At 73.8% G+C, this 21772-nt stretch carries 20 protein-coding genes; 7 read left to right on the top strand and 13 right to left on the bottom strand.

The window, feature by feature from the left end; all coding sequences use genetic code 11:
• Window positions 1–35 precede the first annotated feature (35 nt).
• On the top strand, window positions 36–677 hold the full coding sequence (locus tag FXF68_RS00845; protein WP_148756902.1) for a LysE family translocator: 642 nt from the start codon (window positions 36–38) through the stop codon (window positions 675–677).
• A gap of 10 nt (window positions 678–687) precedes the next feature.
• On the opposite strand, the gene FXF68_RS00840 is transcribed toward FXF68_RS00845, so the two are convergent.
• Entirely contained in the window at window positions 688–2406 is a 1719-nt protein-coding gene (locus tag FXF68_RS00840; RefSeq protein WP_187437637.1) for a serine/threonine-protein kinase, read from the bottom strand.
• A gap of 90 nt (window positions 2407–2496) precedes the next feature.
• On the opposite strand from FXF68_RS00840, the gene FXF68_RS00835 reads away from it, so the two are divergent.
• Window positions 2497–3450: an alpha/beta hydrolase gene (locus tag FXF68_RS00835; RefSeq protein WP_222869746.1), complete on the top strand. Its 954-nt coding sequence runs from the start codon at window positions 2497–2499 to the stop codon at window positions 3448–3450.
• 12 nt (window positions 3451–3462) lie between these two features.
• Here the strand turns inward: FXF68_RS00835 and FXF68_RS00830 are convergent, their stop codons facing one another.
• From FXF68_RS00830 to FXF68_RS44350, 4 genes are all read right to left on the bottom strand, one after another.
• Complete coding sequence (locus FXF68_RS00830; protein WP_148756900.1) at window positions 3463–5214, bottom strand: serine/threonine-protein kinase; 1752 nt, start codon at window positions 5212–5214, stop codon at window positions 3463–3465.
• A gap of 77 nt (window positions 5215–5291) precedes the next feature.
• Window positions 5292–6635, bottom strand: coding sequence for a serine/threonine-protein kinase (locus FXF68_RS00825; RefSeq protein ID WP_148756899.1), 1344 nt, complete (start codon window positions 6633–6635; stop codon window positions 5292–5294).
• A gap of 71 nt (window positions 6636–6706) precedes the next feature.
• Window positions 6707–7669, bottom strand: coding sequence for a quinone oxidoreductase family protein (locus tag FXF68_RS00820; RefSeq protein WP_148756898.1), 963 nt, complete (start codon window positions 7667–7669; stop codon window positions 6707–6709).
• Between the two features lie 78 nt (window positions 7670–7747).
• Window positions 7748–8569 carry a TetR family transcriptional regulator gene (locus tag FXF68_RS44350; protein WP_148756897.1) on the bottom strand — a complete coding sequence of 274 codons (822 nt, stop codon included), beginning with the start codon at window positions 8567–8569 and terminating at the stop codon, window positions 7748–7750.
• Window positions 8570–8894: 325 nt separating this feature from the next.
• Here FXF68_RS44350 and FXF68_RS00810 point away from each other — a divergent pair, with 325 nt between their 5' ends.
• The 3 genes from FXF68_RS00810 to FXF68_RS00800 all read left to right on the top strand — a co-directional run bounded on the left by FXF68_RS00810 (window position 8895) and on the right by FXF68_RS00800 (window position 12941).
• Window positions 8895–9167 (top strand): hypothetical protein, encoded by a 273-nt coding sequence (locus tag FXF68_RS00810; RefSeq protein ID WP_246178120.1) that lies wholly within the window; start codon window positions 8895–8897, stop codon window positions 9165–9167.
• Between the two features lie 137 nt (window positions 9168–9304).
• Window positions 9305–9580, top strand: a complete 276-nt coding sequence (locus FXF68_RS00805; protein WP_148756896.1) for a DUF6504 family protein — start codon at window positions 9305–9307, stop codon at window positions 9578–9580.
• A gap of 1 nt (window position 9581) precedes the next feature.
• Window positions 9582–12941: a DNA polymerase III subunit alpha gene (locus tag FXF68_RS00800; protein WP_246178117.1), complete on the top strand. Its 3360-nt coding sequence runs from the start codon at window positions 9582–9584 to the stop codon at window positions 12939–12941.
• A 15-nt stretch (window positions 12942–12956) separates the two neighbouring features.
• Here the strand turns inward: FXF68_RS00800 and FXF68_RS00795 are convergent, their stop codons facing one another.
• From FXF68_RS00795 to FXF68_RS00780, 4 genes are all read right to left on the bottom strand, one after another.
• Complete coding sequence (locus FXF68_RS00795; RefSeq protein WP_148756895.1) at window positions 12957–13661, bottom strand: DUF4328 domain-containing protein; 705 nt, start codon at window positions 13659–13661, stop codon at window positions 12957–12959.
• Between the two features lie 83 nt (window positions 13662–13744).
• Window positions 13745–14092 carry a hypothetical protein gene (locus FXF68_RS00790; RefSeq protein ID WP_246178115.1) on the bottom strand — a complete coding sequence of 116 codons (348 nt, stop codon included), beginning with the start codon at window positions 14090–14092 and terminating at the stop codon, window positions 13745–13747.
• 82 nt (window positions 14093–14174) lie between these two features.
• The gene (locus FXF68_RS00785) at window positions 14175–14822 is read right to left on the bottom strand and encodes a response regulator (RefSeq protein ID WP_148756893.1); all 648 of its coding nucleotides are present in this window, start codon (window positions 14820–14822) and stop codon (window positions 14175–14177) included.
• Between the two features lie 54 nt (window positions 14823–14876).
• Window positions 14877–16085, bottom strand: coding sequence for a sensor histidine kinase (locus FXF68_RS00780; protein ID WP_246178111.1), 1209 nt, complete (start codon window positions 16083–16085; stop codon window positions 14877–14879).
• A 429-nt stretch (window positions 16086–16514) separates the two neighbouring features.
• On the opposite strand from FXF68_RS00780, the gene FXF68_RS00775 reads away from it, so the two are divergent.
• Window positions 16515–16742: a hypothetical protein gene (locus FXF68_RS00775; protein WP_148756892.1), complete on the top strand. Its 228-nt coding sequence runs from the start codon at window positions 16515–16517 to the stop codon at window positions 16740–16742.
• A 136-nt stretch (window positions 16743–16878) separates the two neighbouring features.
• Window positions 16879–17679 (top strand): methyltransferase domain-containing protein, encoded by an 801-nt coding sequence (locus tag FXF68_RS00770; protein ID WP_148756891.1) that lies wholly within the window; start codon window positions 16879–16881, stop codon window positions 17677–17679.
• A gap of 13 nt (window positions 17680–17692) precedes the next feature.
• Here the strand turns inward: FXF68_RS00770 and FXF68_RS00765 are convergent, their stop codons facing one another.
• The 4 genes from FXF68_RS00765 to FXF68_RS00750 form a co-directional block, all read right to left on the bottom strand.
• Window positions 17693–19348 carry an acetolactate synthase large subunit gene (locus FXF68_RS00765; protein WP_148756890.1) on the bottom strand — a complete coding sequence of 552 codons (1656 nt, stop codon included), beginning with the start codon at window positions 19346–19348 and terminating at the stop codon, window positions 17693–17695.
• 133 nt (window positions 19349–19481) lie between these two features.
• On the bottom strand, window positions 19482–20501 hold the full coding sequence (locus FXF68_RS00760; protein ID WP_148756889.1) for an LLM class F420-dependent oxidoreductase: 1020 nt from the start codon (window positions 20499–20501) through the stop codon (window positions 19482–19484).
• Between the two features lie 159 nt (window positions 20502–20660).
• A complete protein-coding gene (locus FXF68_RS00755) occupies window positions 20661–20861 on the bottom strand; it encodes a DUF397 domain-containing protein (RefSeq protein WP_148756888.1) in 201 nt (66 codons plus the stop codon).
• Window positions 20858–21703 (bottom strand): helix-turn-helix domain-containing protein, encoded by an 846-nt coding sequence (locus FXF68_RS00750; RefSeq protein WP_148756887.1) that lies wholly within the window; start codon window positions 21701–21703, stop codon window positions 20858–20860. The genes FXF68_RS00755 and FXF68_RS00750 overlap by 4 nt, the downstream gene beginning before the upstream one ends.
• Window positions 21704–21772: the final 69 nt, after the last annotated feature.

Raw genomic sequence — 21772 nt, 5'->3', positions numbered from 1 at the left:
GGAATGTGGCGAACCCGGTGCTTAGGGTGCGGCCCATGGTGTCGATGGACCAGATGCTGGCCTTCTCCGCGATGGCCTTCGCGATCATCATCATTCCCGGGCCGTCCGTGCTGTTCGTCGTCGGCCGCGCGCTCGCCCACGGCCGCCGCACGGCGCTCGCCGGAGTCGTCGGCGGAGTGCTCGCCGCGCTGGTGCTGACGGTCGCCGTCGCGGTCGGCGTCGGCTCGATCGTGGAGCGTTCCGCGCTCGTGTTCACCGCGCTCAAGATCGTCGGCGCGGTCTACATCGTGTACCTCGGCGTGCAGGCGATCCGGCACCGCCGCTCGCTCCAGGAGGCGATCGGCGCGGACGACCGGACCCAGGGCGGCGACCTCCGCGCCCTGTCGCAGGGCTTCCTGGTGGGCCTCACCAACCCGAAGACGACCGTGTTCTTCGCGGCCGTGCTGCCGCAGTTCGTCGTCCGGGAGCACGGGCACGTCGCGCTCCAGATGATCGTGTTCGGGCTGGTCTTCGCGGTGATCGCGCTGCTCAGCGACAGCGTCTGGGGCCTCGTCGCCGGGACGGCCCGGGAGTGGTTCGCGCGCTCGCCCCGCCGCCTCGCCGCGATCGGCGGCACCGGCGGGCTGATGATGATCGGGCTCGGCGTCACCGTCGCGGCCACCGGCCGCAAGGACTGACCCGCGCCGGTCAGACCGAGCAGAGCGAGAAGTCGTCGAACGCGGCCCCGGGACGGCCGGAGGCGCCGTCCGGGCGGCTGACGAGCAGGCCGCTCGGCCCCGGCGTGCCCGAGTTCGCGGGCAGCGGCCGGGTGGCGTTGACCGCCGCCTTCCCGTTCACCCACATGCCGAGCGACAGGTGCCCGTCCTGGACGACGCACGCGGCCTGGACGCGGTTGCGCTTGTCGCGGACGTCGACGGCGGGGTTGGCCGCGATGTCGGTCAGCGTCCCGGTGGAGCCGAAGGCGGCGATCCGCGCGTGCCCGCCGACGCTGAGCAGGAACGCGAAGCCGCGCCGCCCGTGGCAGAAGACCCCGGCCTCGCCGTCCGACCCGATCGACTCGATCTTCACCTCGATGAGCTGCGACCGGGGCACCACCGGGACGGGCGCGTCCGCGACCGCCCCGCCTCCCGCCGTCGTCCCGCTCGTCGACGCCGCCCCGCTCAGCACGTACTCGCGGTCGGCGTAGCGGGCGCCGGCGGTCGCCTTCCAGCCCGCGCCCGCGTCGTCGAAGTCGTCCTCGAAGACCTTCTCGTCGCGCTTCGGCGGCTCGCCGTCGGACAGCGCCGAGCTGGCCGGCGCCTGCGCGCCCTCCGCCGCGCCGTCGCCGGACGACATCCGGTCCGGCATGAGCGCCATGACGGACAGCACCACGGCGGCGGCGACGGTGACGACGAGCAGGCCGAGCCGCTGCGGGGAGCGCGCCAGCCTCGCGGGCGCCGGCGCGGGCACCGACGCGGACACCGGCGCGGACGCCGCCCGCGTCCCCGGCGCGCCGCCGCCCGGCAGCGTCGGCTCCACCGCAGGCTCCACCGCGGGCCCCGCCGCGAATTCCGCCGCGGGCGGCGTCCCCAACGGCGCGGCGAGGGTCACGGGCGGGTCGTTCTCGCCGGTCAGGGCACTGATCAACTGCTTGACCGCCGGACGCTCCACAGGGTCCTTGGCGAGCGACCGCGCGACGACCTCCCGAATGGCCGGATCGAGCCCCTCCAGATCGGGCTCGGCGCTCGTCACCCGGTGGATGATCTCCGGGAGTGCGCCCCCGCCGAACGGGACGCGCCCCGTGCCCGCGTAGGCGACGACGCAGCCCCAGGAGAACACGTCCGCCGCCGGGGTGACCTCCCGGCCGTGCATCAGCTCCGGCGCCAGGTAGGCGGGCGTGCCGATGAACTGCCCGGTGCGGGTCGGCCCGTCGGTCGAGTCGAGCGCGCGGGCGATGCCGAAGTCGATCACGCGCGGCCCGGTGGACGACAGCAGCACGTTCGCGGGCTTGAGGTCCCGGTGCACGATCCCCGCCCCGTGGATCGCGCTCAGCGCGGTCGCGATGTTGACCGCGAAGGACTCCAGGTCGCCGCCGCGCAGCGGGCCGCCCGCCTTGACGGCCTCCTCCAGCGACGGCCCGGCGACGTACTCGGTCACCACGTACAGCGGCTCGCCGTCGAGCCGCGCGTCCAGCACGGCGGCCGTGCAGAACGGCCGGACCTGCCGCGCGGCCGTCACCTCGCGCCGGAACCGCTCGTGGAACGCCTCGTCGTCGGCCAGCTCCGCGTTGACGACCTTGACGGCGACCTGCCTGCCCGCGCCGTCCGCGCCGAGGAAGACGGTGCCCATCCCGCCGCGGCCGAGCCGGGCGGTGAGGCGGTACGGGCCGAGCCGCCGCGGGTCGCGGTCGCGAAGGGGACCCTGCATGGCTCGACTCCCGGGAGGCGAAGGACACTGGTGTTGTTCATTTGACGCCGCGACAAAGGGCATTGTTCGCAAATCTCTGCGGGAGGAAGCGTGGACGTGACGGCGGATGTGCTCGGCACCGGCTACGAGGCGATCGAGCTGCCGATGGGCCAGGACGCCGAAGGCGAGGTCGTGGCGACGCTGGTGAGACGCCGCCGGGACGTCCCGTCGCGCCGTGCGGTGCTGTACCTGCACGGGTTCGTCGACTACTTCTTCCAGAAGCACCTGGCCGACTTCTACCTCGATCTCGGCTTCGACTTCTACGCGCTCGACCTGCGCAAGTACGGGCGGTCGCTGCGCCCGCACCAGACCCCGAACTACGTCGAGAGCCTGTCGGACTACTTCCCGGAGATCGACGAGGCGGTGCGGATCGTCCGGGACGTGGACGGCCACGACGCGCTCCTCCTCAACGGCCACTCCACCGGCGGGCTGATCGCCGCGCTGTGGGCCGACCACGCGCGGGGCAAGGGGCTGGTGGACGGCGTCGTCCTCAACAGCCCGTTCCTGGACATCGCCGAGCCGCTCGTCATGCGCAAGCTCGGCGCGGGCCTCGCGCGGGCGCTGCGGCCGAGGTTCCCGAAGGCGAAGCTCCCGGCGAGCGTGTCCGAGCGGTATCCGCGCAGCCTCCACCGCGACCACGAGGGCGAATGGGACTTCGACCTGGGCTGGAAGCCGATCGCGGGGTTCCCGGTGCGGGCGGCGTGGCTGGCGGCCGTGCGCCGGGGCCAGCTCCGGCTGCACCGCGGGCTGGACGTCGACGTCCCGGTGCTGGTGATGGCGTCGGCGCGGAGCGTCCGTCCGACCCGGAAGGTTCTGGACGTGACCGGCGCCGACGCCGTCCTGGACGTCGAGCACATGGCGCGCTGGGCGCCGCGGATCGGACGGCACGTGACGCTCGTCCGGATCGAGGGCGGCCTGCACGACCTGGTCCTGTCGGCCGAGCCCGCCCGCTCGCAGGTGTTCGCCGAGCTGACCCGCTGGACGAACGGCTACCTGCCCGCCTAGGCCGCGCCCCGGCTAGGACAGGATCTTGGACAGGTCGAAGTCGTCGAACTCGGCGACGACCTGCTGGGCCGGGTTGCCGCCCCGCTCGACCCGCAGCCCGGCCTTGCCGTTGCCGAGCGGCTGGTCGTCGTCCTTCGCGTCGATGACCCGCTCGCCGTTCACCCAGAGCCGCAGCCGGACCCACTTGCCGCCCTCGCCGCTCTCGCACGCGATCTGCAGCTTGTTCGGCTCGTCCTTGGCGAACCCCGGGACGGAGTCGGGCGCGTCCAGTTCCTTGCTGCCCTTGTCGCCGTTGTACTTGCGGAGCGCCGCGCCCTTGCCGTCGTTGCGGACGACGAAGAGGTACTTGTCGTTGTTGTCGGCGGAGGTCCGGCAGCTCAGGCCGTAGGCGGCGTCGTCCGGGCCCTGCACCACGGAGGCCGTCACGGTGGCGAGCATCGGATCGGGGGCGAAGTCGTTCTTCGGCACCGTTTCCAGCACGCTCGCGTGCGTGGTGTCGGTCAGAATCCGGTACTTGCCGTTCTGGTAGTTGTTCTCGCCCGAGTAGAGGCCCCAGCCGGAGTCCTTGTTGGAGAAGTCGTCGCTGAACACGGTGGCGAGCTTGTCCGGCGGGCCGTCGGAGCCCAGCACGGCGAACCCGACGACGGCCAGCACGGCGAGGACGGCGACGCCCGCCCCCGCGATGATCAGCGGGCGGCGCGGGAACCGCCGTCCCGCCGCCCGCCGATCGCCGCGCGTGACGTCCGCGCCGAGCATCGCCGTCGGCTGCCGGAACACCGCCTGCCCGGACGCGGCCTGCCCGGACGCGGCCTGCCCTGGGGCGCCCGTCCGGGCCTGGACGGTCGGGTCGCTCGGCAGCCCGTTCCCGAGTCCGCCGCGCCCCGGGTCGTGCCAGCCCGCCTGGACGGTCTCCGCGAGCGTCGCCGGGTCGGTCTGCCCGCTGCCGACCAGCCTGGCCAGCAGGTCCTGGACGGACGGCCGGCTCCGCGGGTCCTTGTCGAGCGCGGCGGCGACGACGTCGCGCAGGTCGGGGTCGAGGCCGTCGAGCCTCGGCTCCTCGTGCGCGACCTTGTAGAAGATCTCCGGGACGGTGTTGCCCGCGAACGGCGCGCTGCCCGTCCCGGCGTAGGCGACGACGCAGCCCCACGAGAACACGTCCGAGGCGGGGGTCACCTGCTCGCCGCGCAGCAGCTCGGGCGGCAGGTAGTTCGGGGTGCCGACGAACTGGCCGGTGCGGGTGGGGCCGTCGGCGGCGTCGAGGGCGCGGGCGATGCCGAAGTCGATCACGCGGGGCCCGGTGGACGACAGCAGCACGTTCGCGGGCTTGAGGTCGCGGTGCACGATCCCCGCCCCGTGGATGGCGGCGAGGGCGGTGGCGACGCCGACCGCGAGGCCCTCCAGGTCGGAGCCGGGCAGCGGGCCGCGCTCGGCGACCGCGCGCTCCAGGCTCGGGCCCTCGATGTACTCGGTGACGACGTAGAGCGGGTCCCGGTCGAGCTCGGCGCCGATGACCGGCGCGGTGCAGAACCGGCGGACCTGCCGCGCGGCGGTCACCTCCCGGCGGAACCGGTCCCGGAACGCGGCCTCCCCGGCCAGCTCCCGGTTGATCACCTTGACGGCGACGCTGCGGCCGGCGCGGTCCGTGCCGAGGTAGACCGTTCCCATGCCGCCGCGGCCGAGCCGGCCGACGAGCCGGTAGGGGCCGAGTTCCGCGGGGTCCTCGGGGCGCAGGGCCTCGCCGTTCTCTCCTGCGTGCGTGGTCATCGCGTTCCTGAACTGGGGGAATCGGGAGTCTTCCGGAGAACCCTAGCGGGCCTCGGTGATTCGGACGCGCGAAGCGCTCAGGACGTTCGGCGCGCCCGCGGCAGAGTCCGGAACGGCGGCAGCACCTCGCCGGTGAGCCCGAAGGCGTAGGCGATGACGCGGCCGGACCAGCGGTGGCAGCCGACCGCCAGCCGGTACAGCACCCGCGGGTAGCGCCGGGTGAACGGCACGACCAGCCAGCTCAGCGACATCACGACCACGAGCAGCGCGTACATGGCCAGCATCACGACCAGGTGCGGGACGACGAGCATCCCCCTGAGCAGGCTGAACCAGCGGCGCGGCCCCTGCCACGACGCCGGGAACGGCAGGTCGACGACCACCGTCGGCTCGCCCTCGGACGACGACGTGGACGAGGACGAGGACGCGGAGGTCGCGCTCGGCATGGGCGCGACCGGCGCGGCGGCCGCGGGCCGCTCGGCGGCGGGCCGGGGCCGCGGCACGTCGGTCGCGCGGCGGGCGCCGGCCGGGCCCGCCGGGGCGTCGCCGTTCGCCTCCGGCCCGCGCCAGGACAGCGAGATCGTCTCGGTGGTGTGCTCCAGGTCGTCCTGGCCGACGAGCCGAGTGAGGAGCCGCCGCGCGGACGGCCTGCGCCGCGGGTCCTTGTGCAGCGCGGCGGCGACGATCTCGCGCAGCCGCGGGTCGAGGCCGGACAGGTCCGGCTCCTCGCCGCCGATGCGCTGGAACGTCTCGGCGACCGTCCTGCCCTGGAAAGGGGGACGCCCCGTCGCGGCGTAGGCGACGACGCAGCCCCAGGAGAACACGTCCGACGCCTGCTCGACGGTCTCGCCGCGCAGGACCTCGGGCGCGATGTAGGCGGGCGTCCCGACGAACTGGCCGGTGCGGGTGGGGCCGTCCGTGGCGTCGAGGGCGCGGGCGATGCCGAAGTCGATCACGCGGGGCCCGGTGGACGACAGCAGCACGTTCGCGGGCTTGAGGTCGCGGTGCACGATCCCCGCCCCGTGGATGGCGGCGAGGGCGGTGGCGACGCCGACCGCGAGGCCCTCCAGATCGGAGCCGCCCAGCGGGCCCCTGTCGCCGACGGCCGTCTCCAGGTTCGGCCCGTCGATGTACTCGGTGACGATGTAGGGCGGGTCCTGGTCGAGCGCGGCGTCGATCACGGGAGCGGTGCAGAACCGGTGGACGCGCCGCGCCGCCGTCACCTCGCGGCGGAACCGGGCGAGGAACGCGGCCTCCCCGGCGAGGTCGCGGTTCACGACCTTCACCGCGACGCGCCGCCCGTCCGGCTCGGCGGCCAGGTACACGGTGCCCATGCCGCCCCGGCCCAGCCGTCCGAGCAGGCGGTAGGGGCCGAGGACGCGGGGTTCGTCCTGCTCCAGCGGTCCGGCGGCGTACGTCGTCATGGCGGGCGGGCTCCTCGAAGATCGTATATCCGAGCCCAGCCTAAGGGAGCCGCCCTCCTCCGGAGGGACGGTCAGGGGATCACCAGGAGCTTGCCGGTGCTCCGCCGCGCCTCCAGGTCGGCGTGCGCGGAGCGGGTGTCGGCGAGGTCGTACCGGCGTCCGACGTGCACCTTCACCCGGCCGTCCGCCACCCAGCGGTAGACGTCGGCGGCGCGCTCCAGAAGCTCCTCGCGGGCCGCGATGAAATGCACGAGCGACGGCCGCGTCAGGTACACCGAGCCCGCCGCGTTGAGGCGCTGCGGGTCGAACGGCGGCACCGGGCCGCTCGCCGCCCCGTACAGCGCGAGGACGCCGCGCGGGCGCAGGCTCGCGAGGCTCCCGTCGAACGTGGCCGCGCCGACCCCGTCGTACACGGCCGCGACGCCCTCCCCGCCGGTCAGCTCCCGCACCCGGGCGGCGAAGTCGTCGTAGCCGAGCGTGGCGTCGGCTCCCGCGTTCGCGGCGAGCTCGCGCTTCTCCGGCGTGGACGCCGTCCCGATCACCCGCGCGCCGAGCGCCGTCGCCGCCTGGACGAGCAGCAGCCCCATCCCGCCCGCCGCAGCGTGGACGAGGACGGTGTCGCCCTCCCGGATCGCGTACGTCGCCCGCGTCAGGTAGTGCGCGGTCATGCCCTGGAGCAGGACGGCCGCCGCGTCCTCCAGGCCGACGCCGTCCGGCACGGGCACGACCCTGTCCGCCGGGACGGCGGCCTGCTCCGCGTGCCCGCCCTGGATGTTCGCCCAGGCGACGCGGTCGCCCACCGCGAACTCGCGGACGCCGTCGCCGACCGCCGCGACCGTCCCGGCGGCCTCGACGCCTGGCGTGTACGGGAGCTCCTGCTGGTAGAGGCCCGTCCGGTAGTACACGTCGATGAAGTTGACGCCGCCCGCCGCCACGTCGATCAGCAGTTCGCCGGGGCCGGGCTCCGGCCGCGGCCGCTCCGCGGGCGCCAGTACCTCGGGCCCGCCGGTCTCGGTGACGACGATCGCGCGCATGTGGTGTCCTCCTGCCGGACGGTTGGGAACGATCACGGCAACCCGTCTCCCCGCCGGGCTATTCCACCCGGCGGGCGGTCAAACCCAGTCGCGGACGGTGCGGCCGATGAGCGCGACGGCCTCCTCGACGCGGGCCGCGACGGTGCCCGCGTCCCAGATGTCGCGGCGGGCGCAGTCCTCGAACGCGACCTTGGTCGCCGCCATGAAGAACGCGACGACGAACCGGGGGCGCAGGTCGGCCAGGGGGTCGACGCCCTCGCGCCGCGCGATCTCGGCGACGAGCGCGTCCGTCGTCGCCGAGTGCGCCGCCATGTGCGCGGTGACCAGCGACGGCGTCGACTCGATCACCTTCCGGACGCGGCGGAACCGGGCGCTGTCGGTCGGGTCGCCCTGGGCGATCGCGCACAGCACCACGCGCAGCGCCTCGAACAGCGCGGTGAACGGCCGCTCCTCGGCCGGTCGGCCGGCGAGCGCCTCCTTCAGCACGCGGTCGTGCTCGGCCAGGGTGCCGGTTATCACGTCCTCCTTGGTGGCGAAGTAGCGGAAGAACGTCCGCTGCGACACCTCCACGGCCGCCACGATCTCGTCGATCGTGGTCTCCTCGTAGCCCTGCGAGAGGAACAGGTCGAGCGCCGCGTCGAGGAGGGCGAGGCGGGTCCGCTGCTTCTTGCGCTCGCGCAGGCCCGCGAGCGAGGGCGTCCGCCCCGCCGGCGGCTCGGGCGGCTGCCCGGGCTCCGCCGGTCGCTCGGGCGCCTGCGGGCGCGGCGTCTCCGGCGGCTGTTCGGGCGTCTGACCGGGCGTCTGACCGGGCGTTTCCGGTTCCTGCGCGGGGGCACCGTCGCGGGCGGGGGCGCCGCCGGTCTCGGGGCTCGACGGGTCGCCGGCGGGGACGGCGCTCATCGGCTCGCTCCTTCTGTCCGCTGGACGCGGGCGCTGCGCGCCCGGCTCTCAGAGGCTTTTATCACGGACGCGCCCTCCGTATGACCGCCGGGTTCCACCGTCCGGAACCCGTCCCGGAGCCCCGGAATGGCGCGTCGCCGCCCGGCGCGTCGCGGCTCCCTCCACGGTCCATCCTCGCCGAATATTCCGGCGACCGTCCCACTCTGTGGATTTCCGCTGCGCAGCGAGGGAATCCGGGTCATGCTGAGAGTCGGTCACCAACCGTCGCCGGACGGTCGCCGAAGGTCATCGCCCGGCGGCTCGGACCATGCTGAGGCGGCTGATTGTGTCTGTAGTCGGTGGACGGGGGATCGCCGAGGTGCGCAAGCGCCACCTCGCGGCCCTCGCGCACGAGGTCGAGGCCCACGGCCTGTCCTGGCGGCTGACCGGCCCCGGGGAGTCACTGCTGAGCGTGTCGGGACCGGGGGCGCGCAGGCAGCTCATGGTCGTCGCCACCCCGTCCGGCGAGGGCTGGTCCTATCTGTGGCCGGGCGGCGGGATGGCCGACGTCGCCGACGTCGCCGACGTCGCCGAGCGGCTCGCCCGCCTGCTCGCCTGACCGCCGGGCGCGCGTTCCGCCGACCCGCCTTGCTCGCGGGGCGGCGACTTCCCTACACTCCCTGATGCGAACATCCGTTCGAATCGTCACAGGTCCGCATGTCCTTCCCCCGTGCGGTGGGCGCGAGGGGGAGGCAGATGACGCGCGTGTTCGGCGACCCGGTGGACGTCTGGGTGAGCGACGGACGTCCGGTCCGGTTCGTCTGGCGTGGCCGGCTCTACACCGTCCGGCGGGTGCTGGAGCACTGGGTCACGACCCGTGACTGGTGGCGGGAGCGGCAGCCCGACGGCGAGGCCACCGGAGAGCGGGAGTTCTGGCGGGTCGAGGCCGCCCCGGGCCGCGAGATCGGCGTCTACGAGCTGCGCTACGACGTGCCCGCCGACAGCTGGATGCTATCCCGGGTATGGGATTGACGTGCACCTTCATGTCGCTTCGGGCTATTCGCTCCGGTACGGCGCCGCCAGTCCGGCGGCGCTGGCCGAGCGCGCGGCGGGCCTCGGCATGGAGACGCTCGCGCTGACCGACCGGGACGGGCTGTACGGCGCCGTCCGTCACGTTCTGTCATGCGCGGACGCGGGGATCGGCGCCGTCGTCGGCGCCGACCTGAAGGTCGCGTCCACCGGCGAGGAGCGGATCGTCGTCCTCGCCGCGGGGCGCGCCGGGTACCGGTCGCTCTGCCGCCTGGTGACGGCCGCGCACGCGGCGGGCGAGCGCGGGAACCCGCTGGTGACGCGGGAGATGGTCGGCGCGCACGCGGACGGCCTGGTCGTCCTGCTCGGGCCGTGGTCGGACGTCGGCCGCGCCGTCGCCGGGCGCCGTCCGGACGTCGCGGCCCGCCTCCTGCGGCTGTGGCGCGGCACGGTCGAGACGGCCGTCGAGATCGTGAACCGCCTCGACGAGGGCGACGGGCCCCGCGCGGCCCGGATGCTCGCCCTCGCCCGCGCGGCCGGGGTTCCCGCGGTGCTGGGCAACGCCGTCCGCTACCTGGACCCGGAGGACCATCCCGTCGCGCAGGTGCTGGACGTGACGCGCCGCCGCGTCCCGCTCGACCGCCGCCACCTGGACGACCGGACCGGGCAGGCGTACCTGAAACCCGTGCCGGAGATGCGCCGGGTCGCCGAGCTGGCCTGCGGCCCGGACGAGGCGGACGCGCTGCTCGCCGAGACCCGGCGGCTGTCCGAGCGGTGCGTCCTCGACCCGGCCCGCGACCTCGGCATGGACGACGTCCACCTGCCGTCCGTCGGCGGCGACCCGTACGCGCGGCTCGTCGCCCGCTGCGCGGACGGCCTGGCCCGCCGCGGCCTGGACGGCTCCCGGACGGCGGCGGCGCGGCTCGACGACGAGCTGGCGGTGATCGCCCGGAAGGGCCTCGCGTCCTACTTCCTCACGGTCGCCGACGCCGCCGCGCTGATCAGGGCGCGGGGCATCCGCTGCGCGATCCGCGGCTCGGGCGCGGGCAGCCTCGTCACCTACGCGCTCGGCATCGGCGACCTCGACCCGCTGCGGCACGGCCTGCTCATGGAGCGGTTCCTTGCCGACAGCCGGGACGGCCTGCCCGACATCGACCTGGACGTCGAGTCCGCCCGCCGCCTGGAGGCGTACCAGGCGCTGTTCGACCGGTTCGGCGCGGACGGCACCGCCTGCGTGTCGATGATGGAGACCTACCGGGCGCGCAGCGCGATCCGCGACGTCGGCAACGCGGTCGGGCTCCCGCCCGCCGAGATCGACGCGATCGCGAAGGCGTTCCCGCAGATCCGGGCGAGCCAGCTCCGCGCCGCGCTGCACGACCTGCCGGAGCTGCGGCAGAGCAACCTCGCCTCGGGGCGGCTGGAGGTCCTGTTCCGGATCGCCGAGCGGCTGGACGGCCTGCCCCGGCACGTCGCCATGCACCCGTGCGGCGTCCTGCTGTCGAACCCGACGCTGCGCGACCGGACGCCGGTCGAGACGGCCGCGACCGGCTTCCCGATGAGCCAGTTCGACAAGGACGACGTCGAGGCGATGGGCCTGCTCAAGCTGGACGTGATCGGCGTCCGGATGCAGTCGGCGATGGCGCACGCGGTCGCGGAGGTCGCGCGGACGACGGGGGAGGAGATCGCGCTGGAGGACGTCCCGCGCGACGACCCCGCGACGTACGTGCTGGTCCGCACGTCCCGCACGCTCGGCTGCTTCCAGATCGAGTCGCCCGGCCAGCGGGAGCTGATCGGCCGCCTCCAGCCCCGCGACCTGGACGACCTCGTCCTCGACATCTCGCTGTTCCGTCCCGGGCCGGTGAACTCCGACATGGTGACGCCGTTCCTGGAGGCCCGCGCCGGGACGCGCGAGCCCGCCTACCCGCACCCCGACCTCGAACCGGCGCTGCGGGAGAGCCTCGGCGTGGTCGTCTTCCACGAGCAGGTGCTCCGCGTCCTCGACGTCATGACCGGCTGCGGGCTGTCGAAGGCGGAGGCGGCGCGGCGCAGCCTCAACCACGAGCGGGGGCAGGCCGTCGTGGGCGCGTGGTTCCGGGAGCGGGCGCTCGCGCGCGGCTACGGCGCGGAGACCGTCGAGCGCGTGTGGCGGATGCTGACCGCGTTCGGCGCGTTCGGGTTCTGCAAGGCGCACGCCGCGTCGTTCGCGCTGCCCACCTACCAGTCGGCGTGGCTGAAGCGGCACCACACGGCCGCGTTCTACGCGGGCGTCCTCACCCACGACCCGGGCATGTATCCGAAGCGGGTCATCCTGGACGACGCGCGGCATTTCGGCGTCCCGATCCTGCCGCTGGACGTCAACCGGTCGGCGGCCTCGTGGCACGTCGAGCCGGTGTCGGAGGGCGGCCCGGCCGGGATCCGGGTCGCGTTGAGCGAGGTCAGGGGCATCTCCGACGCCGAGGTGCACAAGATCGTGGACGCCCGGCCGTACGTGTCGCTGACCGACTTCTGGCGGCGCGCCCGGGTGTCCCGGCCGACGGCGGAGCGGCTCGTCCTCGCCGGAGGGTTCGACGGCGTCCACACCGGGGCGCTGCGCCGCGACCTGCTCTGCCGGGTCGGCGCGCTGGAACGGTCCGCCGCCCCGCCGCCGGAGGTCGCGGGGCAGCTCCCGCTCGACGGCGCGGACGGCGCCGGGCTCGGGCTCGTCCCGGCCGACGACGCCGCGCCGGGCGGGCTGCCGCCGATGACCCCGGCCGAGGTCGTCGAGGCGGAGCTGGACGTCCTCGGCATGGACGTCAGCCGCCACCTCGTCACGTTCTTCGACGGGCTGCTCGACGCGCTCGGCGTCGTCCGCGCGGCCGACCTGCCCGGACGTCCGGACGGGGCGGACGTCCTCGTCGCCGGGGTGAAGGTCGCGACGCAGACCCCGGCGGTCCGGTCCGGGCAGCGGGTGATCTTCGCCACGCTGGACGACGCGACCGGCCCGGTCGACCTCACGTTCTTCGAGTCCGTGCAGGACAGGTGCGCCGCGACCGTGTTCGGCCGCTGGCTGCTCGTCGCGCGCGGCCGGGTCCGGCGGGCGGCCGCGGCCCGGCCCGGCTCCGGCACCGCGTCGATCACCGCGTACGCGTGCTGGGACCTGACCGTCCTGCACGAGGAGTGGCTGCGCGGCGGCATGGACGCGGTCCGCGCCGCGATGGCGGGGCCGCCGCGTCCGGGACGCCCGGTGGGGCGGCGGATCGTCCATCCCACGGGGTTCGCGATGTCGCCGTACTCGGACGTCGGCCATGCGGGAGGCGCGGTCAAGCGCCCGCCCGCGGCGCGCCTGTGGCACACCAGCCAGGGATCGTCCGGCCCGACGCCCTAGCCCTGCCCCGGCTGGCTAGGGCCCGGGGGTCTGGGCCGAGGACGACGTGAACAGGCACTGCAACCGAGTGATCTGGAAGACGGTGGCCATCGCCAGCGTCGCGGCCAGCGCCTGGAACGCGGCGGCGGCGACGCCGACGTGGACGTCGAACCGGGCGTCGGCGAGCGTGTCGACGCTGCCGTGCGTGAACGCGTGCCCGAGGACGAGCCCGAGCAGGGCGCACGCCCACCAGCCCCCGACGACGAGCCCGGCGGCCTGGCGCTCGGCTGTCCGGTACCGGCCGCTGTTCACCCAGACCTCGTAGACCACGCGCGGCGGCATCCACAGGTTGACGATCGGGGTCACCCAGCCCAGCAGCACCCAGGCCCGGTGGTACCGGTGCGGCCCAGGGGACTGCCGGTAGGCGCGCCACAGCCAGGTCAGGTACAGCGCCCCGGTGACCGCGGCCATGATCGTGCTGATCGTGAACACGTCCGCGTAGGGGGCGATGGCGTGGCCGGTGCTCGCCGCGTCGTAGCTGTCATGCGTCGCCCCGCGCAGCGGGTGCGCGAACCTGAGCAGGCTGATCCCCGAGCCGAGCGCGACGAACGCGTTGAAGCCGAGCAGCATGAACACGGCCACGCCGACGGCGCGGAAGTCGCGGCGCCGCGCCCACGCCCCGCACGCCGGGCACCGGGCGACCTCGGCCGGGATGATGTCGCCGCACAACGCACACGGCATGCTCCACCTCCGACGGCCTTTTGCGCTTCGCTGCTTTGGATACTACGTACGTTTGACTTACGCGGCCCCACACGGGTTCACGCTCAAACATGGAAGACGAGCCGGACGGCCGCGACCGTGCCCGCCGCGGTGACGGCGGCCCACGCGGCGAGGCGGCCGAGCCCGCCGGTGGACAGCAGCCGCTCCGGCCGGAACCCGGTCACCGCGAGCAGCGCCCACCACTCGGCGGTCAGCGCGATCGTCGCGTACAGCGAGCCGAAGCCGGCCAGCGAGAACGCGAGGACGGCGGCCGCCGGGGTCACCGCGTGCGCGAACAGCGCGGGCCCCCGGTCCGGGCCGCGCAGCCCGCCGCGCAGCCGCAGCAGGACGAGGCCCCACCCGGCGGCGAACAGCGCCCAGACGATCAGGACGGTCACGGGCAGCCCGTTCATCGACTCCGGTGCCAGCGCCTCTCCCTTCCCCCGTGTCGGTCGTTCCCCGTGCCGGTCGTTCCCCGGGCCGGTCGTTCCCCGGTCAGGCGGTGAGGCCCGACTCCCACGCCCACGCCGCCGTCTCCACCCGGTTCCGGGTGCCGAGCTTGCGGTGCACGTTGCCGAGGTGCGTCTTCACCGTGGACAGCGACACGAACAGCTCGGCGGCGATCTCCTCGTTCGTCCGGCCGCGGGCGACGAGCCGGACGACGTCCACCTCCCGGTCGGTGAGCGGCTCGCTCGGCGGGCGCGGCGCCGCGGACGGCCGGGCGAGGTGCTCCAGCAGCCGGACGGTGATCGACGGCGACACCAGCGACCCGCCGCTCGCCGCCGCGCGGACGGCCTCCACCAGCAGCGCGGGCCCGCTGTCCTTCAGCAGGAACCCGACCGCGCCGCCGCGCAGCGCCCCGTAGACGTACTCGTCCAGGTCGAACGTCGTGACGATCACGATGCGCGGCGGGTCGGGGACGTCCGGGCCGGCGAGGGCGCGGGTCGCGGCGAGGCCGTCCATCCTCGGCATGCGGACGTCGAACAGGCACACGTCCGGGTGGAGGCGCCGGGCCAGCTCGACGGCCTCGACGCCGTCGGCGGCCTCCCCGACCACCTCCATGTCCGGCTGCGAGTCGACGATCATCCGGAAACCGGTCCGGACCATCTCCTGGTCGTCGGCGATCAGTACGCGGATGGCCACGCGCCGATTCTGTCAGCAATCCCCGGTCAGCGGTCAGCGGTCGGCGCTCAGTGGTCAGCGGCCGGCGGCGGTCCGGCCGTCCGGGACCGGCAGGACGGCGACGACCTCCCAGCCGCCGTCCGGGCGCGGGCCCGCGCGCAGCCACCCGCCGAGGGCGCCGACCCGCTCCGCCAGCCCGGTCAGCCCGAACCCGCCGGACGGGAGCCGGCGGCCGCGGCCCCGGCCGTCGTCCCGGACCGCGACCTCGACGCCGTGGCCGACCCGCGCGAGCGTGACCTGCACGGTCGCGGCGTCGGCGGCGTGCTTGCGGACGTTGGTGAGCGCCTCCTGCACCACCCGGTGCGCCGACGTCGCGACCTCCGGCGGCAGCGTGCCGAGGTCGGGCGCGAGGGTCAGCGCGGCGGGCGGGTGGGTGAACCCGTCGACCAGCTCGCGGAGCCGGGCGAGGTCCCCGACCGGACGGGTCGCGGCGCCGCCGTCCCCGCGGGCCTCGCCGTCCGGGGCGTCGACGTGCTGGGCGTCCCGGAGCAGGCCGACCATGCGGCGCATCGACGTCAGCGCCTCGGTGCCCGCCTTCTCGATCCCGCCGAGCATCGCGTCGAGCTGCTCGGGCGAGTGGGCCGCGCCGGACCCGGCCGTGAACCGCGCCGCCTGCGCCTGGACGACGATCCCCGTCACGTGGTGGGCGACGAAGTCGTGCAGGTCGCGGGCCAGCTCCAGGCGCTCGTCCCGGCGCGCGGCGGCGAGCGCGCGGGACCGGCGGGCGTCCACGGCGCGCAGGTACAGCCCGATGCCGAGGGCGACCGCGACGGTGACGCCGAGCGGGGCCGTGAACAGCAGCGCGGCGAGCGGCGAGTAGCGCAGCGGCGTCGTCATGATCGCCGCGCCGATCATGACGGAGGTCGGCACGAGCCGCTGCCGGTCCGTCCGCCACACCGTCCGGGCCAGCACGATCAGCAGGCCGCCGACCTCCGCGAACAGGCTCGGCTCGCCGAGCGCCGGGACGCCCGCGAGCCCGCCGTAGAGGGTGGTCAGCGCGGACAGCGACACGGCGGCGAACGTCCAGCCGGCGAACCGGCGGCCGGAGATCGCGGCGCCGTTCGCGACCGCCGCGACGGCCACCAGCCACAGCGTCCCGAGCTCGCCGAGGACGGAGACCGCGCAGCCCAGCAGGTAGAGGCCCGCGAACCCGGCGTAGGCGAGGCGCAGCAGGCAGCCGCCCACCGAGTGGATGCGGTCGAGCCGCGCGCCGATGTCGCTCACGCTCAGGCAGCGTACGACCCGTGGCGGACCGATGGATCAGCCGTTCGGCTGATCCGCGCCTCTCGGGACCGGACCCGCGCCCGATGCGGCGTGCCGTCCCCGGCGCGCACGCTGGAGGCATGTCCTTGATATATCTGCCCCTCATCCTGGCGTTCGCCGCCTTCGTCGTCTACGGCGGGATCGTGATGCCCGTCATGGAGATCGCCGAGTCGATCCGCGCCCGCCGTTCCTGACCCCGCGCCGGGGCTCCGGCCGAATAAACGTTCGAGAATGTCAGACCCGGTGCGTAGCGTTGACCTTGTGATTTGGGAGACACCCGGGAACAGGTGTCGAACCAAGTGGCTTGTAACGACGTACCAAGGGGTATGTCGCAGACGGTGGCGACCGCACCGGCGCGGGGCCACCGGGCAAGAAGGAAGGGGTGTCGACATGAGCGCGGCGACCGGCACGTTCCATCTCTCCTACCCGCGGCTCGACGGGCCCGCCGAGCGGACCGTCGTCGAGCCGTGGCTCACCGACCTCTCCCACGCCACGCTGAACGCCTATGCCGAGACCGCCGCCGCGCCCGCGCTGGCCCCGGTCGAGACGCTGCCCGCGGCGCGCGTGCCCGCGCGGCCCGTCCGGCGCAGGCCCGCCCGCGTGGCCGTGGCGGCCTGACCGCGCGCACCCGGCGAAAGGGGACCGGCCTCCGGTCCCCTTCTCCTTTGCCTGTGCGTCTCACATTTCAAGACACGTTTCTCGATATCTGAGAACTGGGCGTAGGGTGCGGGGACGGCACAGAGAGGTGATCCGCATGACCCCGAAGGCGACCTACACGCACGGCCACCACGAGAACGTCCTGAGCTCGCACCTGTGGCGCACGGTCGAGAACTCCGCCGCCCACCTGATCGAGCACCTGCGCCCCGGGGCGTCGGTGCTGGACGTCGGCTGCGGCCCCGGCACGATCACCGCCGGGCTCGCCGAGCGCGTCGCCCCCGGCCGGGTCGTCGGCGTCGACGCCGCCGAGACCGTCCTCGCCGACGCCCGCCGGAACACCGCCGGGCTGGACAACGTCGAGTTCGCCGTCGCCGACGTCCACGCCCTGTCCTACGCGGACGGCACGTTCGACGTCGTCCACGCGCACCAGGTGCTGCAGCACATCGCCGACCCCGTCCAGGCGCTGCGCGAGATGCGCCGCGTGACCCGGCCGGGCGGCGTCGTCACCGCCCGCGAGGCCGACTTCGGGACGATGATCTGGCACCCGAACCCGCCCGGAATGGACGCCTGGCTGCCCGTCTACTACAAGGTGGCGCGCGGCAACGGCGGCGAGCCGGACGCCGGGCGCCGCCTCGTCTCGTGGGCGCGGGAGGCCGGGTTCACCGACGTCACCGCCACCGCGTCCGCCTGGTGCTTCGCGACGCCCGCCGAGCGCGAGTGGTGGAGCGAGTCCTGGGGCGGGCGCATGCTCAGGTCGGGGGTCGCGGACGCGGCCGTCGCGGGCGGCCACGCCACCCGCGACGAGCTGCGCCGCGTGTACGAGGGCTGGAAGGAGTGGGCGGCGGCCGGCGACGGCTGGTTCTCCGTCACCCACGGCGAGATCGTCTGCCGCGCCTGATCCCTCCGGAGCCTCAGAACGGGTCGGTCAACTCTCCCAGCTTGTCGGTGAGCCGGAGGTTGTGCGAGTAGTCGACCGGGACGGCGATCACCGACACCGCGTCGTCGTCCAGCGCCTTGCGGAGCGTGGGCAGCAGCTCCCCGGCGGACTCGACCCGGTAGCCGCGGGCGCCGAAGCTCTCCGCGTACTTCACGAAGTCGGGATTGCCGAACGTGATGTTGGAGCTGGTGCCGAGGTCCAGGTCCATCTTCCAGCCGATCAGGCCGTAGGCGGAGTCGTCCCAGACCAGCACCGTGATCGGGATGTTCTCCCGGACGGCCGTCTCCAGCTCCTGCGAGTTCATCAGGAACGCGCCGTCCCCGGTCGCGGCGAGCACCTTCCGCTCCGGGTGCGCGAGCTTCGCGGCGATCGCGCCCGGGACGGCGAACCCCATCGACGACAGCCCGTTCGACACGAGCAGCGTGTTCGGCTCGTAGGTCGGGTACATGCGGGCCATCCACATCTTCACCGCGCCCGTGTCGGCGAGGACGATGTCGCTGCGTCCCATGGCCTCGCGGACGTCCGCGACGATCCGGCGCGGGGAGAGCGGGTGGCCGTCCTCGGTCGCGCCCTCGGCCAGCTCCTCGGCGAGCATCCGGCGGATCCTGCGGCCGGTCCCGTTCACGTCGAAGCGGCGGTGGACGGAGTCGGCCAATGCGCGGAGCGTCCGCGAGATGTCGCCCTGGATGCCGACTTCGACCGGGTAGTGGTCGTCCACCTCCGCCGGGAACTGATGGATGTGAATGATCTTCTTGTCGGCGTTCGGGTTGATCTTGACCGGGTCGAACTCCTGCGGCTCGTAGCCGACGGCGATGAGGACGTCCGCCTCGTCGAACCCGAAGTTCACGTAGTCGTGGCGCATGAACCCGACCGCGCCGAGCGCGTTCGGATGGTCGTCCGGGAAGACGCCCTTGCCGTTGAACGTGGTCGCGACCGGCAGGCCGAGGTGCTCGGAGAAGTGGACGAGCGCCTCGCTCGCGCGGGCGCGGGTCGCGCCGTGCCCGGCGAGGACGACCGGCCGCCGCGCGAGCGCCAGCACGTCCGCGGCGCGCGCGATCTGCGACGGCGACGGCTCCTGCGTCCGGACGACGTTGACCGGCAGCGGCCGCAGATCGGCCGGCACCTTCGCCGCCTCGACGTCCTCCGGGATCGCCAGGTACACCGCGCCGGGACGCTCGGTCTGCGCCGTCTTGAACGCCTTGCGCACCACCTCGGGCAGCGACTCGGCGGTCGGCGCCAGCTCCGCCCACTTCGTCACCGGCCGGAACAGCGACACGAGGTCGATGATCTGGTGCGACTCCTTGTAGATCCGGTCCAGGCCGACCTGCGCGGAGATCGCCACGACCGGGGTGCTGTTGGTGGTGGCGTCCGCGACGCCGAGCTGGAGGTTGATCGCGCCGGGGCCGAGCGTCGCCGACGCCACGCCCGCCTTCCCGGTCAGCCGCCCGTAGATCTCCGCCATGAACGCCGCGCCCTGCTCGTGCCGGACGAGGATGTAGCGGATGGACGAGTCGTTCAGAGCGTGGACGAAATGGATGTTCTCCTCGCCCGGGATGCCGAATACGTACTCGACGCCCTCCGCCTCAAGGATCCTGACGAGCAGGCGGGCGGCGTCTTCCTGCGTGGACATCGTGTGTCCCATCTCCAGTCATGCTTATCGCCGGGTGCTGTTAGGTGCAGCGCCCGTAGCCCTACCTCCATTCCAGACGGGGATGTGGGGTTGATCTCCCGAAGGTCGCTCGGGTTCAGGCTCAGGCTCCGGCTCAGGAGTCGGCGAGGTCCTTGAGGGCGCGCAGGGTCGGCTCGTCCCTGACACCGGCGACCAGGACGGTGGTGACCGGGCTGTTCCGCCACAGGTCGAGCCGCTCCCTGATCCGGCCGAGCGGGCCGAGGAGGGAGATCGCGTCGGCCAGTTCGTCCGGGACGGCCTTGATCGCCTCGTCCCGGCGGCCCTCCAGGAACAGCGCCTGGACGCGCGCCGCCTCCTCCGCGTAGCCGAGCCGGCCGATCATGTCGAGGTGGAAGTTGCGGTCGCGGGCGCCCATCCCCCCGATGTAGAACGCGAGCGGGATCTTGGCGAACTCCAGCGCGCCGCGCAGGTCGTCGGTGACGATCGTGACGACGGTGGCGGCGATCTCGAAGCCGTCCGGACGTCCCGCGAGCGACGCGCCGAACACCGGCTCGATCTGCTGCGGGTCGATGAACAGCGGCAGCCAGCCCTGCGCGACCTCGGCGGCCAGCGCCACGTTCTTCGGCCCCTCCGCGCCCAGGAAGACGGGGATCTCCGGGCGCACCGGATGGACGATCGACTTCAGCGGCTTGCCGAGCCCCGCGCCGCCCGGATAGGGGAGCGGGTAGTGCGGGCCGTCGCTCGTCACCGGCTCCTCGCGCCGCCACACCCGCCGGACGATGTCGAGGTACTCGCGGGTGCGGGCGAGCGGCTTCGGGAACGGCTGCCCGTACCAGCCCTCCACGACCTGCGGGCCGGACGCGCCGAGCCCGAGGATCAGCCGCCCGCCGGACAGCGCGTCCAGCGTGAGCGCGTGCATCGCGGTCGCCGCCGGGGTGCGCGCCGAGAGCTGCACGACGGCGGTGCCCAGCCTGATCCGGGACGTCCGCGCCGCGTACCAGGTGAGCGGGGTGAACGCGTCGGAGCCGTACGCCTCGGCGGTGAACACCGAGTCGTAGCCGCAGCGCTCGGCGGCGAGCACCGTCTCGGTCTGGTCGTCGGGGTCGCGCTGCCAGTAGCCGACGTTGATGCCGAGCTTCAGGTCCGCGGTCATGGGACACCCTCCGGGTTGGCGACGCACGCGATACTAGAACACGTTCTAGTTCCTCGGAAGGGGACGCGCCCTCGCGCGGGGCGGGCCGGACATGGGCGGGGGCCGGACATGGGCGGGGGCCGCGGCACGCGCGCCGCGGCCCCCGGGGGGAATTGCTCGCTAGACCTCCTTGATCGCGCTCAACAGGCTCCGCCAGGCGGACCGCGTCAGCACCAGCGCGGGGCCGGCCGGGTCCTTGGAGTCACGGACCGCGCGAAGGTCGCCGGTCAGCGACGCCACCTCGACGCACTGATCGCCGCTCCCGCTGTGGGAGGACTTGCGCCAGACGGCACCGGTGAGTTCGCGCTGCGGGTTGGTCACGGGCTGCTCCTTGCTGCCTCGGCTATGAGGTGCGCGGAATCCTCGGGGGACAGGGCCGCTCCTTCAATGCGTTCGAAGCGATCCCTATGTTTTGCTATTGCCTCAGCACTCTCAAGGTAAACGTCGCCCATGGTGCCCTCTACGTAGGCGATATCCGGGTCAGCGGGGTCTGGATACGACAATATGGTGAATCGTCCGTCTAGGCCCGCATGCTCCCGTGCTGTAAATGGAAGTACCTGAATCGTGACGGATGGGCGGGTCGCTCCGACATTGGCGAGCGCCTCCAACTGCTCGCGCATCACGGCCGCGCCGCCGATCGGACGGCGCAGCACCGCCTCGTCGAAGATCACCTGCAGGCGCGGCGCGTCCGTCCGGTCGAGCAGGGCCTGGCGGATCTTGCGGGCGGCGATCCGACGCTCGATGTCCTCTTGGGCGGGCAGCAGCCGGCCCGCGGTGATCACGGCGCGCGAGTACGGCTCGGTCTGCAGCAGCCCGTGCACGAGCTGCGGGTCCCACGTGCGGATGTGGGACGCCTCGTCCTCCAGCGCGACGTAGCTGCCGGCGAACACGTCCTGGTAGGCCGTCCACCAGCCGCGCTGCCCGGCCTGCCGGGCGAGTGTGATCAGCGCGTCGCGGTCGGGGCTCGGCACGCCGTAGAGATCGAGGATGTCGGCGATGTCGCCGGGTTTCGGACGGGTCTGGCTCGTTTCGAGGCGGGAGACGGTGGCTCGCGACCAGTCGAGCCGGTCCGCCACCTCCTGGAGGGTCAGGCCCTGCTCTTCTCGCAGCTTGCGGAGCTCCCTTGCCAGGCGGCGGCCACGAACGGTCGGGCGGTAGGTCATGGGAGTGGAGTCTTACCACTCTCGGGGCGCGTCACAACGCGATTGACGAACCCGGCAGGAAGGGCAGAG

Origin of the sequence: Actinomadura decatromicini (assembly GCF_008121305.1) — a bacterium.
In the GTDB taxonomy this organism is placed as follows: domain Bacteria; phylum Actinomycetota; class Actinomycetes; order Streptosporangiales; family Streptosporangiaceae; genus Spirillospora; species Spirillospora syzygii.
This window is presented reverse-complemented; position numbering and strand designations above follow the sequence as displayed.